This window comes from Paenibacillus ginsengarvi (genome assembly GCF_003626695.1).
Taxonomy (GTDB): domain Bacteria; phylum Bacillota; class Bacilli; order Paenibacillales; family NBRC-103111; genus Paenibacillus_AB; species Paenibacillus_AB ginsengarvi.
The window spans coordinates 81,859-94,937 of record NZ_RBAH01000011.1; the positions used below are offsets into that span (position 1 = coordinate 81,859).

Here is a 13,079-nt window from a genome sequence, read left to right on the forward strand (position 1 = left end):
GCTTCCATACTCATTTACAGTTCACCGCCTTCGGACCGGTTTGCGTCCACCTGCTGTCTCTCGTATTGTTCCTTGTACCAGCCGCCTAAGCTCAGGAGCTGCTCATGGGTGCCCTGCTCGGCGATTCGTCCTTCATCCAGGACGACGATCCAGTCCGCCTCCTGAATCGCGGACAGACGATGCGTGGCTATCAGCGTCGTTTTGCCGGCGCGCGTCTTGCGGATATTATCGACGATAATCGCTTCCGTTCGGGCGTCGACCGCCGACAAGGCGTCGTCGAGCATCAGGATGTGCGGATCGGCGATCAGCGCCCTTGCGATCGATACACGCTGCTTTTGCCCGCCCGAAAGCGATACGCCTTTCTCGCCGACCGTTGTCTCGAGACCTTTGGGCAAAAACTGAAGATCGCCTTCCAGCACCGACGAGGAGATCGCCTGAAGCAGCTCTTCCTCGGTCGCATTGCCGCTGCGGCTTCCGAACAGGATGTTCGCTCTTACCGTGCGGGAAAACAAAAACTGCTCCTGCGGCACATAGCCGTACCACGATTTCAGCAGATCGGCGTTTATCGTATCGATCGCCGTGCCCGATATCGTAATCTGCCCTTCGCCGCCCGGGTATTCCCGCAGCAGCTGTTTGATCAGCGTCGTTTTGCCGCTGCCGGTTCTCCCGGCAATGCCGAGCGTTTGACCAGGCTTCAGCTTAAACGTCACGTCCTGCAAATTATCGACGGACGACGACGGGTAGCGGAACGTAACGCCGCGGAATTCGATCGCCCCCGGCTCCTCCCCGACCTTGGCGGCCGCCTTTCCGTCCGGTTCGGCTACGTCCGGCTTCCAGCCGAGTGTCGTGCCGACGCGGTCGAGCGAGGCGTTGCCTCGCTGCATAATATTGATTAGTTCGCCGATGGCGAACATCGGCCAGATGAGCATCCCTAGGTACACGTTAAACGCGACGAGACCGCCGATCGTCAGCTCGTTATGGTAAACGAGATAAGCGCCGTAGCCGAGCCCGATCAAGTAGCTCGCGCCGGTCAATATTTTCATCGTCGGCTCGAATAGGGCGTCGATCCGCACAACGGCGATATTTTTGTCGAGCACATCTTTCGTTACGGCGGCGAACTTGCTTTCGGCCGCCCGTTCCTGCACATAGGCGCGAATGACCCGGATGCCGGATATCGTCTCCAGCACGCCGTCGTTCATCGAGCCGAAGGCGTCCTGCGCGTCCATGAACCGCTTGTGAATCCATTTGCCGTAAATGCTTACCAGAATCGCCATGATCGGCAAAGGCAGAATAGCCGCGAGCGTCAGCTTCCACGAGACGAACACGGTCATCGTGACGAGCAAGGTCGCCATCCACAGCGTGGAATCCATAAACGTCAATATGCCGAAGCCGGCCGTTTGCGATACGGCTTGCAGGTCGTTTGTCGCCAGCGCCATCAAGTCGCCGGTCCGGTTCCGTTCGTAGAAGGTCGGCGTCATTCTCAGAAAATGCCGCATCAGTCTGGAACGCATCAGCCGCTCGACGACAAACGCGCCGCCGAACAGCTTGTAATGCCACGTAAAATTGATCAGATACGCGGCGGCCGTAATCGTCAGCAGCTGCACGATCGTCAGCCGGATCGACTCCCAGTTCATGCCCCCGACGTTAATCGCGTCGATGGAGCGTCCAACCAGCATGGGCGGAATAATCTCCAAAATGCCGGAAATAACCAGCAGGATAACGGCAATCGTGTACCGTTTCCATTCCTGCCGGAAAAACCAGCTAAGCTTGCTCAGTACGGTTAACATTGTAGGTTCTCTCTCTCCTCTCCGAACTCCAGTCCATGCGAATACAAAAAAACACACCGCTCGTGAGCGATGTGCTTCGCCATTATGCAAGAAGGCGCACGCCACGGGCTTAACGTGACCTGCGCCTCGAATATACCGGACAAATGCGGAACGCCTTAACGCGCCCGCAGCTCTAGTCCGCCTCCGAATGCCGAATCACGATAGATGAAATTCCGGTTTGCTCCAAAGAGCATCCGATCTGCACGGAATTCATCAATTAACATGTTCGGCATCTCCTTCCCGGGCTCGCTTACGCTGTTCATAAGTTACGTTATCACGGGAAGATTTCGTCTGTCAATCGGCCTGCGGAATAAAAAATGATTATACTCGTGTGTAGCCGTCATTCTTCTCTTGCGCCGGTTACCCGTTTGTAATGGCAAAACCGCGATTTAACCCATACTCGGCAAGCACCTGCTGCATGGCCTTATCTCCGAAATTTTGGCCCATAATCGCATAGCCTTGTCCGTTCGGATGCAGGTTGTCGGGCAGATGCTCCGCATACGATTCATCGAAGATGGCATGTCCGTGCACGTAATGCAGATGCTGATCGCCCAGTCCTTCCATCGCTGCAACGGCCGCTTCGACTTCTTCCCGCATTTCGGCCAGCGTAAAGCCTACCGTATTCGGCGTCGTTTCTCTTGGCGGCGACCAGATCGGCGACATCACGATGATCGGCGTATCCGGATGTTTCTCGCGTACGATCTGGATGAACCCGATGACGGCCGCGCGGAACGTCCGTTTGTTCAAGGTGCTGCCTCCGTATACGTTAATGCCCATACAGAGCGAGATGACGTCGGCGTCCAAATCCCGGATCGTGCGGGCCACCATCGGCTCCAGATGGCAATTGCCGGAATAGCCGAGGCATGTCAAATCGAGCCCGAAGCGGCGGGCGACGATCGCCGGCCATGTGAACGCCGGGCTGAAGGCCGCATTGCACTGCGTAATCGAGCTGCCGTATGTAATCCATTTCGGGCGCGTATCTTCGGGAATATGCAAGCTCGCGTTATCGTCGATTCCGATCGCGCGAACGACCGTGCTCGACTTTTGCGGAAGATAAATCTCGATCAGCTTGTCCTGTGCGGGCAACTGCTCGAATCGCAGCGTCGTCTCGCCGGGCTCCAGCACTTGCGTAAGCACCGGGGCGTCGCCGCTGACGAGATCGAATTGGACCTGGGCCTGCACGGGGGCCACTTCAAGCGATACGGTTGTCGTGTCGCTGGCAAAACGCAGACGAATGCCGGCGGACAAGATAGCCGTTCCGTTAATTCCGTTAGGCGGGAACAGCTCGTAATGCTTGTAATTAATGCGCCATGGCCGTATTCCGTCCTCCAGTTGTTCCAGCGATACGGCGCCTTTAAATAGCGAAGGATTCACTTCAATGCTCTGCATGCGCTTTATTCCCCTCTCGGTATCGTCATCTTCCTAAATGTACAGGCTGCGGAGCAGACTGGCAACCCAGATGTTGCCACGCCAAGAAAAGAAAACCTCCCTCTTTGGCACGAAAGAGAGAGATTTTTCCGAATAACCGGAATACTTGGCAAATCGGCTACAAAATGCCGATTACATACCGCAGCGGGTCGCTAGTACTGACGATCGTCAACTGCCGGCTCGTATCGATCGAAGCCACAAGCTTTCCGTTCGCTGTGCTCACGTTCAAGAAGTCCGTCCCTGGCCTAAAGCCGGACGAAGACCAGCCTCTGGCCGTTTCATGCCGCAAATTCCCGTCGGAGACGGAGCCGGTCGCAACGATAATGCTCTTGTACTTCGTAATATCGTCATTTAACGCAACCGTTCCGGTCGAGACATTCAAAGCCGCGGTTAATGGCCGCTCGCCGCGTTCACCTTCCACCGCCGAATCCGCCGCGTCGCTGCGAATCATCCCCGCCGTTCCCGAGGCAAGCGTATTGCCGCTTACCTTCACGCCGGAGCTGCCAGCCGGAATATAGATGGCATATTTATAATTGCTCGGAAAGCCGGAGTTGCTGACCGAGTTGCCCGCGACCTCAAGCCCGGCGCAGCCGTCCGCCCGCAAGCCGTAATACCCGCCGTCCTGCGCCTGGGCTACGCCGCGAAACACGTTGCCCCGCACGACGATGTCGTTCGTGTTCGTCGCGTATACCCCTTCTCTGCCGGCAATCGAACAAAGATTGCCTTCAAGCACGATTTCCATGCCTCCGATGATTCGTAGCGGAGAGTTGGCCGTATTCGTCACGATATTATCCGACACCGTGATGTGAACGGACGGTTCGTCAAAACCGCCGCTGACCGTTTTGCGCGAAACCGTGATCCCGTGCAGTCCGGATTCGCGAACCGTATTGTTCGATACAACCGTATTTTGACACGAGTACAAAGCAATGCCCGCGCTGCCCGAATTCTCGATCGTGTTCCCCGAAATAACGGCATTCCGATAACTCTCCGGCTTGATGGCGATGTCCGCCATATTCTTGAAATGATTGTTCACGATGCGGATTCCCTCGTGAAACACCTGATAACCCGCCGTGTCGTACTTCGAGCCGTGCGTGCCGACGCCGCGGTGGCCGTTCTCGAACGTACAGCCCGCTATGACTACGTCCCGGCAAGGCGTATCGTCAAACGAGCCGAAGGTTGGAAAAGCTTCCTTCGAGGCGAAGTCGATCTGCACCATCTCGTACTGGCCTGTCGAGCGGACAATCTGATCCTTGAACAAACAATGGAGCAGCTTGACGTTACGGCTGGAATTAAACTCGATAATATGGCCGTTGTGACCGTTAATGAAAGTTACCCTTTCGATATGGACCCCGTCGGCATGGGCGATCGCGAACGCCTGGAAGTTCAGAGACGGTTTGGTCGGCGCATTCGTCTGACCGCACAAGTCGATGGTGCCGCCGATCACGGTAATGCCGCCATCGCCGTCGTAACCCGTCGCATAGCCGGGATTGCCGACCTCCCCGTTGACGAACAGCTTCAAATTCGTGTCGGGATCGCCCATTTTTTTCAGCACGGCCCCATCATCCATCCGAATAAACGTATTTCGCCACAGCCGAAGGGGCCGAGTAATGACATATTGCCCCGGCGGCACCTGCACGACGCCGCGGCCGTTCTCCTTCACCTTTAGCAGCGCCTGCTCGAATGCCGCCGTATCGTCGGCGATTCCATCTCCGGCCGCTCCAAGACGTCTTACGTCGAATACCGGAGCCGTGTCCCGCTCCTCGAAGCGCGGGTGATCCGGGTGGCCGCGCCCGGGGGAATACACGTTCTTCGTCACCGTGCCGCCCGGCTCAAGGTCCGGATGGGGATACGCTTTCCCGCTCGCCGCGACTGCCCCAAGCGACCCAACGGCCATAGCGGCTCCAGCGGCTCCGAAGGCTTGCAGCAGCTTTCTGCGGCTGAGGTTTCCTGCCGATTCGCGATCTTTCCCATAACTCATTTTCGCTCACCCCGCTTTTATTTGCCTTTGGCCGCAATATCGCTGTTGATTTTTTCTTCCGCATCGCGCAGCGCCGAGTTGACGTCTTTGCCTTTCTGGAACATGTTTCTCAGCTCCGCCTGGATGACGGTCATCGCCGCCGTGTCGTGAAGGGATGGACGATACGGGTCGGCCGTCGTTGTTTTAAAGGCAGCCGCGATATTTTTGCCCTTCAGAAACGGCAAGTCTTGGCCGAATGCCGTCTTGTATTTGTCATCCTTCAGGATGCTGCTTCTGCCCTGCTTCGCCATGTCGAGCTGCACTTCGTCGGAGATGACCGCCGATATAACGCGGAACGCTTCATCTGGGTATTTACTCGTGCTCGTTGGCACCATAATGTGCAGGTCGGCCCCCATTCCTTTTCCCGGCGCCTCGGGGAACGTCGGGTATGCCGCGAAGTCCCAATTCAAGTCCGTCAGCTCGCCGAGCCGGGCGGTCGTAATAATATTAACGTCGGCGAGCATGGCGAGCGTCCGGTCCTTCGTGAACGCGTTAATGCCGGCCGTTTTCCACGCATACTTCTCGTTGCCCGGAATTTTGTAAATTTCCGCGGCTTGAACGAGCACCTTTTTCCACAGCTCGTTATTAACGATCGCACGGTTCGTCTTCGTATCTACGAACGGCAAGGAAAGCTGCATGGCCATTCGCTCCGGCACGTTCGGCTCCAATCCGCGGTATTGCGTCGTTCCGTCCATTCTCGTAAGCCGTTTGCCCAAATCAGTCGCTTCCTGCCACGTCATGCCGTCCTTCGGATACGGTACGGCGAACTTGTCGAAAATGTCCTTGTTATAATACAAGGCGCTGAAGCTTCTCGTATACGGGATCGCCACCAAATCGGCACTTTGCGCGGCTGCCTTCATCGCTTCGAGAGGCTGGGGCTCGAACCTCGCCAAATCGATGCCGTTCGTTTTCAAGCCTTCGGTGAGCGGCTTCAGCAGCTTCGCTTCGCTAATGGCTGGAATGCCGTTGACGTTATTCGTAATAATGATGTCCGGTACACTGTTCGAGGCAAGCATCTCGGGAATCAGCTTGTCGTCGTAATCGATTCGTTCCGCCGTGAGATACGGGTATTTCTTCTTAACCGGGTCGGCAATAAACCGTTTGAACTCCTCATCCGTCAAATAGCCGCCTTTTTTGACGCCGATCTTCATCGTGACGGGAGCGCGCTCCTCTTCTTTTTGAGCAGCCGGTTTCGGATCGCCGGACGACGAACACGCGGCGAGTGCGGCAATCGCAGTGACCGGGAGTATATAGCGCAGGGTGCGTACCAGGTTTCGTTCCATCTTAGTAGTGAAGTTTGAGCTTTTCATCTGTTCGGTGACTCCCTTCCATTCGTTAGTCATTTTCGTAATCGATTACATTTTGGGCGAAACAAAAGCTTTGTCCATAGATCTTGCGAATTGTTACAAATTGCTGAGGGCAGCGAATCACCTCCTTAAAGTTTATCACGGAACGGTTATGTCTGTAAGGCGGAAGCGAAGTTTTCGTAATCGATTACATTTTCAGCATCAAATCCGGCTCGTCAGCCACTTTCAGCCTATCACCTGTTTGTTAAACGGAATGCCTATTTTCGTTAATAATATATGAAGCTTGGTTTCCCTAATCCTTCTTCCAGCGGAAAAACGTCTCCATATCCGTCATGCCGTACAAGCTTATGCCGGGAAATCGTATTGTCGTTCCGGCCATTCCGTCTGCAAGTTTCCCGTTCAACCGAAGTACGGCGTCTTCCGCTTGTTCCCCGATCGTTTTATTCGCCAAATACCCAAGCGATACGTGCGGCCGGTACTTTTTCGAAGCCGAGACGATGCCGAACCTTTCCTCGAAACGACGGTTCAGCTCCTCCCGCTTCATTTCCAAACCGCGCAAGGCGACCTCGGAGCGTTCATTCGCCGGTTTCAGCAAGGCGACGATCGACGAATGGTTCCATTTCTCGCACCGGTCATACGCGAATCGTATCGGCTCTGTTTCCATCCCGATCGGCTTTCCGCCGCTGTCTTGCAGCACCTTATGATCCGCGTGAAACGATGCGGGCATTTCCTGCAGCAGACGGCACGCTTCCGCACGCTCCTCTTCGTTCAGCCGGCCGACATTGTAATCATTGATCCCGTCCCAAACCGTTACATGATAGGAGTTCGGCGGAAGCGGGCAGTACAAATAGTCGCCGATCAACTCACGCTCCATCTGTCCGGTAATTTCGTTAAGCTTCCGGTAAAACGCGAGCGCCGACTCTTCCCGGCGAGAGTCCATTTTCTCCAGTCCGGCGAAACCGCTTAACCTGGAATAGCTGTCGCCCGGATTGTCGAACAGCAGCGAGAACCCTTTAAACGGGGCCCATACGGGAACGAATGAATGTACTTTCGAATTCGTTACGATAGTCATAAGCTTGGAAAAACCCCTTTCCTTGTAGTCTTAGTTGAATTCGAGAATTTGTAATCGATTACAAAAATACGAAAAAACGTCTATCGACCGTTCCATCAGCAATAACGGAACTTTTGCTTCCGTTCCCGCTGTCTAAGCGGAACCGCTAGTTCCGTTATTGCCCCTTCGCGAGCCTATTAGGCCCGCATAAAGGAAGCAGCACTTCCTTTATTGCTCCGTTTGCCCGGCTCCATTCGAGCTATTGGCAGCCTTAACAGAACTTTCGCTTCCGTTATCGCCAGATCAGCGTCGTTCCTCCTGCTATAGCGGAACTTTCACTTCCACTTCCCGCCCTTGGTTAGCCTCGATCCTGACAGGATAAGTCCACGAAAGAAAAGGAAGGATTTCAGCCCGTTACGTCTCTCGTACCACCAGCTGATGCGGCAGTACAATCAGTCCTTCCTCTTCGGCTTTCGGCTCGTTGTTCAGCTTTTGCACAAGCTTGCGGACGGCGCCGTAGCCTAAGTCATACAGCGGCTGAACGATCGAAGTGATCGTCGGATTCGTAATTTCCGCTAAAAACGTTCCGTCAAAGCTGATCAGTCCGATCTCCTGCGGCACGTGTATCGAGCGCTCCTTGATCCCTTTTAACACGTAGGCAGCCTGCATATCCGAATGGGTGATGATGCCATCCGGCTCCAAGCCTTGCTCCACCATCCTGTTGACTGCATCCTTCACATGCTCGAATTTGTTCTGGACACCGGCAATCAGCTCCGGACGAAACGGAATGCCAGCCTCGTGCAGCGCATCCTTATAACCCTCGATCCTTGCGAGAACCGAGCTCGTTTCGCGGCTGCCGGCTATGTACGCGATCGACGTAAGTCCTCGCCCGATCAGCTCGCTCGCCGCCTCATAGGCCGCCTTCCGATTATCGATCGTAATGCAGGCCGCGTCGACGCCTTTATAATATTCCGTGCACAGCACCACTTTGTAGTCGCCCATCAGGCTCTCCACCAGCTCCGTGCTGGCGCTGGACGATACGAAAACGATACCCTCGGCCAAATTCGTCTTCAGCATGTTGATGTACGTATCCAATATCCACCGCTTCGACTCGATCGTCCCGATAATAATGTTGTACGTATGATCGTAGGCAGCCGCCTGAGCGCCTCGGGCGATCTCAGAAAAGTAAGGGTTGGACATCGACGGCAGCACCATTACGATCGTCCGGCTCGCCTGCTTCCTTAAGTTTTTGGCGAGCATATTCGGCTTGTAATTCATGTCCTTGATCACTTGCAGCACTTTATTTTTCGTGTCGGGCTTAACGACCGGATCGTTGTTCAGCACCCGGGAAACCGTCGCAACGGAAACGCCGGCTCGACTCGCAACCTCTTTGATGGAGCTCATCCTTGGATCCATTCCTCTGCAAGACTTTTTGTAATCGATTACATTAAACGCGATAACAATTTGATAATAGCACATGATTTGCCAAATGACTAGCATAAACTTTTCGGAAATGAAAACAGCCCGGGAATGAACTGTTAGTAAGGTTCATCCCGGGCTGCCACCCCTTACGCCAGCCGGTCAAGAGCGACGCCCGCCAGCAGCGCAGCACCTACGGCCAAACAGCCCTCGTCCGGATTGAAGCGCGGCGAGTGCAGCCCCGCCGCCTGTTCGGCATTCTCCGAGGGACCGGAGCCGAGCCAGAAAAAGCAACCTTTCGCAAAGCGCAAATATTCCGCAAAGTCTTCCCCGTACGTCATTGGCACCGGCTCCGCCCGTTTCCCGCTCCCAAGCATCCGGTCGGCCAGCTCGGCAAAGCGCCCGGTCAAGTCCGTATCGTTCCATACGGGCGGCACTTGCCGGATATAACGGACCGTTCCCCGGCAGCGATAGGCCTCGCATATACGGCTGACGATTCTCTCGATCGTCTCCGGCATCGTCTCGCGCCACTCCGGGTCCAGATTGCGTACCGTTCCCGTCAGCTCGACAAAGTCCGGAATGATGTTATTAGCGGTCCCCCCATGTATCGTGCCGATGCTGACGACGACGCCTTTCGTCGGCGGCGCCTCGCGGCTGACGGCCGACTGTAGCCCCGCCACTACGGCCGAGGCGGCGACGATCGGATCGATACACGTCTCCGGATATCCGCCATGACCGCCTTTGCCGTCCACGCGGATTTCCAGGCGATCGATCGAACCCATGAGCACCCCGGACTTCAGCCCGATCGTGCCCGCCGGATAAAAGGGCAAATTATGCAGCCCGTATATCTCGTCGACGCCGTCCATAACGCCCCGCTCGATCATCGTGTTCGCCCCGGCGAGTATTTCCTCCGCCGATTGAAACAAAAAGCGGACCGTTCCGCGAAGTTCGGCTTTGCGGCTTGCGAGCAGCCGGGCCGCTCCAAGCAAAACGGACGTATGAATGTCGTGACCGCAGGCGTGCATGACGCCGGGATTGCCGGAGGCATAGTCCAGCCCGGTCTCCTCGGTGATCGGCAAGGCGTCCATATCCGCCCGAAGAGCCACGGTTGGCCCTTCCGATGCGCCGCGCAGATCGGCCACGACGCCGAAGCCGCCCACTTGCTCGCGTACCTCCAGACCGAGCCCCTGCAGAAACCGGGCTACGATTCCGGCGGTGCGCGATTCCTGGAAGCTAAGCTCGGGATGCCTATGCAAGTCTCTGCGCAGCTCGATCAGCTCGGGCTCCAGCAGCTTGGCCTGTTCAAGTAATAAATCCGACGTTTTCATTGGTTTTCCCTCTCTCTTCGATTATTCGTGCGATTGTCCAACGGCCTCGGCTCCGACGCGCTGCTCCGCTCCCGTCTCGTGGGAGCGGTAAGCGCTCTCTACGACATCGATTACGCTGCGGGCATAATCCAGCGAACACTCCGGCTCGTGGCCGGTTTCGATGTATGTTACCAGATCCTCGAACTGAAGGACAAACGGATCGTCGCCTCCATCTATCGGCACCGTCTCGTACGCGCCGCCCCTGCTGACGAACAAACCGCCGCCGCCCTGACAGCGGATCATGCCGCCGGTAAACAGCAGCTCGTATTCGTTCTTCGGCGCACAGTTATAGCCGGATACGGTAATCGTCCCGGCGACGCCGTGCTCGTTCTCGGCGTACAGCACCCCGCTCCCTTCGACATCGCCCCGCTCCCCGTACCACGTCAAGGACGCTCTGATGCTCCGGATCCGCCCGCCGCTCAGCCACTGCATCCGGTCGATGCAGTGCGAGCCGATATTCATCACGATGCCGCCGCCCGATTTATCCTTATCGAGAAACCAGGCCGGACGGTCCGGGGTAAAATAATAACCGTGACGCGTGTCGTTCATCGCTACGAGACGTCCGAGCTCGCCGCTGTCCGCGAGCGCTTTGGCCGCCCGATTTTCCGCCAAGTAATGCTGGGTATGGCCGACCATCGCCTTCACGCCGCTTCGTTCGATCGCCTCGATCATCCGATCGCATTCCCGGACGTTCATCCCCATCGGCTTCTCGAGCAGCATGTGGCAGCCCGCCCCTGCTGTGTTTTGCACCGCCTCAAGGTGAAGATAATGCGGCAGCGTGATTACCGCAATATCCGGCTTTTCCTTCTCGAGCATTTGCCTGTAATCCGTATATACGGCTGCTCCCTTTCCCGCACACAGCTCCGCCGCCCGCTCCTCGCGGACGTCTGCAACCGCGGCAAGCTTCAGCCCTTCCATCGCGGCAATGGCCTGCGCATGGCGGGAGGCGATAATGCCCGCGCCTATTAGGGCCGCTTTGTATGTCATAACGTTCCTCCTACTGTCCGGTTGCGAGACGCCTCCGCAAGACCATACTGATTCCCTCCACGCCGCTTTTGCAAAGCCTCAGCGGAGAATGTCGGCGTCACGCAAATCCTGATTGTATTTTTCGAACAAGGCGGCCCCTTTGTATTTGGTCAGCAGCTCCTCGCGGTACTGCAGCCAATTGCGGCCCGATTTGTCTTCGAAAATCGCTTTCGCGAACAGCTCGTTTTGCCGCTTTCGATAGCCGGCCAAATCGAAGCCGTCGGGCGGCGTCAGCGACGTGCCGATATAGTCCTTGAGCGGCAGTGACGTCAAAAACTTCTCGATCGCCAGATCGCGCTCCGTCACCCGCGGATCGTATACGGTCAGGCCGTAAAGCTCCGGCTGCGGCGTATCCTGCGTGAAGAACGACCATATTTTCAAAAAATCGCCCTGCTTGGCAACATCGCCGACAAACGCGTCCACATTCAGCCGCAGCGTCTTGCCTTCCCGCGTATAATGCTTGCCGGCTTCGCCGTAATGGGTCAGCAAATAACCTTCCTCGCTGCACAGCCAGTCTAATATGTCCACGGATCTCCGCACCTTCTCCGGATTCCGCTCCGCTACGCTTTTGGCAAACAGAAACGGCGACCCCGGCCCGGACTTCGCGCCGAGCGGAACGTTCGGGAACATCGTAAACGGCAACCAGTCGGCGTTCGGATTCACCTGCTTGGAGCGGTACTGAACCCCCTGGGCGTTGCTGTCGAAAGCGAACGTTTTCGTGCCGCCCATAACAACGCCGATCTTGCCCTGAATCGCCTTCTCGAGATGCTGAGGGCCTTTGTTCAAATACCAGTCCGGATCGATCACCTTATCGACGTACATCAGCCTCGTAATATCGTCCAGCATATAACGCATGCCGGGCGTCATCGACCCGTCGACGACGCTGCCGTTCTCAATATAACTCGGGAACAGGAAGCCCGCCTTGTAAAACTCCGGCCAATCGTAGCCGATCGTCATACCGCTTCCGGAGGTGGAGAACCCATACGTGTCCTGTTTGCCGTTGCCGTCCGGATCGCTGAAAGTAAACGCTCGCATTACATTCACGTACTCGTCGTACGAGGCGGGGACGGAGAGGCCCAGCTTGTCGAGCCAGTCTTTTCGGATATAATACGCCCGGTACGACGACTTGACGTACGGCAGCGGAGCGCGGACAAACTTGTTCTGCGTCTGGTACGTCCTCACTTCGTCCTCCGTCGTCCAATACTTGAAGTAGTTCGGCATCGTCTGCGGAGTGACGAAATCGGTCAAGTCGGCCAGCAGCCCGTCCACCGCGTATTTGTTGCCTCCGTCGGAGTTTTGATCCTTCCACATATCGGGCGGGGTCGAGGCGAGCAGCGCATTCAGCTTCGTATTATAATCGTTGTTCACAATCATGTACGTTACGTTCAGCTCGACATTAAACTTCTGCTCGATCACTTTGCGCACGAAATCTTTGCTCCGGTCCGGCAAGTTCGTATTCGGCGGCGCCGTAATGAACCAGTTCAGCGTGAGCTTCCCGCCCCCCGCCTCGGCTGCGGTACCGGCATCGCCCCTGTCCTCCCCGCTGCATCCGCCCAGCATCAGCAAAGCCGCCGCCAGCGCGGCGAACCGTCCGTTTCTAGCCAGCATCGTGATCCGCATGCGACGCCTCCGTCCGAT

Annotated in this window: 9 protein-coding genes; all 9 read right to left on the reverse strand. The window is 56.4% G+C overall.

The genetic code is table 11. The features are described 5' to 3' along the window. Positions 1-14: 14 nt before the first annotated feature. Positions 15-1,787, reverse strand: a complete 1,773-nt coding sequence (locus D7M11_RS16350) for an ABC transporter ATP-binding protein (RefSeq protein ID WP_120748312.1) — start codon at positions 1,785-1,787, stop codon at positions 15-17. 399 nt (positions 1,788-2,186) lie between these two features. Further along, positions 2,187-3,215, reverse strand: coding sequence for an SGNH/GDSL hydrolase family protein (locus D7M11_RS16355; RefSeq protein WP_120748313.1), 1,029 nt, complete (start codon positions 3,213-3,215; stop codon positions 2,187-2,189). Positions 3,216-3,372: 157 nt separating this feature from the next. After that, a complete protein-coding gene (locus tag D7M11_RS16360; RefSeq protein WP_120748314.1) occupies positions 3,373-5,232 on the reverse strand; it encodes a right-handed parallel beta-helix repeat-containing protein in 1,860 nt (619 codons plus the stop codon). 17 nt (positions 5,233-5,249) lie between these two features. Then, positions 5,250-6,614 carry an ABC transporter substrate-binding protein gene (locus tag D7M11_RS16365; RefSeq protein WP_120748315.1) on the reverse strand — a complete coding sequence of 455 codons (1,365 nt, stop codon included), beginning with the start codon at positions 6,612-6,614 and terminating at the stop codon, positions 5,250-5,252. A 256-nt stretch (positions 6,615-6,870) separates the two neighbouring features. Further along, on the reverse strand, positions 6,871-7,650 hold the full coding sequence (locus tag D7M11_RS16370) for a hypothetical protein (RefSeq protein WP_120748316.1): 780 nt from the start codon (positions 7,648-7,650) through the stop codon (positions 6,871-6,873). 393 nt (positions 7,651-8,043) lie between these two features. Next, on the reverse strand, positions 8,044-9,033 hold the full coding sequence (locus D7M11_RS16375) for a LacI family DNA-binding transcriptional regulator (RefSeq protein ID WP_158606658.1): 990 nt from the start codon (positions 9,031-9,033) through the stop codon (positions 8,044-8,046). 164 nt (positions 9,034-9,197) lie between these two features. Then, positions 9,198-10,376, reverse strand: a complete 1,179-nt coding sequence (locus D7M11_RS16380) for a M20 metallopeptidase family protein (protein ID WP_120748318.1) — start codon at positions 10,374-10,376, stop codon at positions 9,198-9,200. Positions 10,377-10,397: 21 nt separating this feature from the next. Beyond that, positions 10,398-11,402: a Gfo/Idh/MocA family protein gene (locus tag D7M11_RS16385; RefSeq protein WP_120748319.1), complete on the reverse strand. Its 1,005-nt coding sequence runs from the start codon at positions 11,400-11,402 to the stop codon at positions 10,398-10,400. A gap of 78 nt (positions 11,403-11,480) precedes the next feature. After that, the gene (locus D7M11_RS16390) at positions 11,481-13,061 is read right to left on the reverse strand and encodes an extracellular solute-binding protein (protein ID WP_120748320.1); all 1,581 of its coding nucleotides are present in this window, start codon (positions 13,059-13,061) and stop codon (positions 11,481-11,483) included. Between the last annotated feature and the right edge of the window lie 18 nt (positions 13,062-13,079).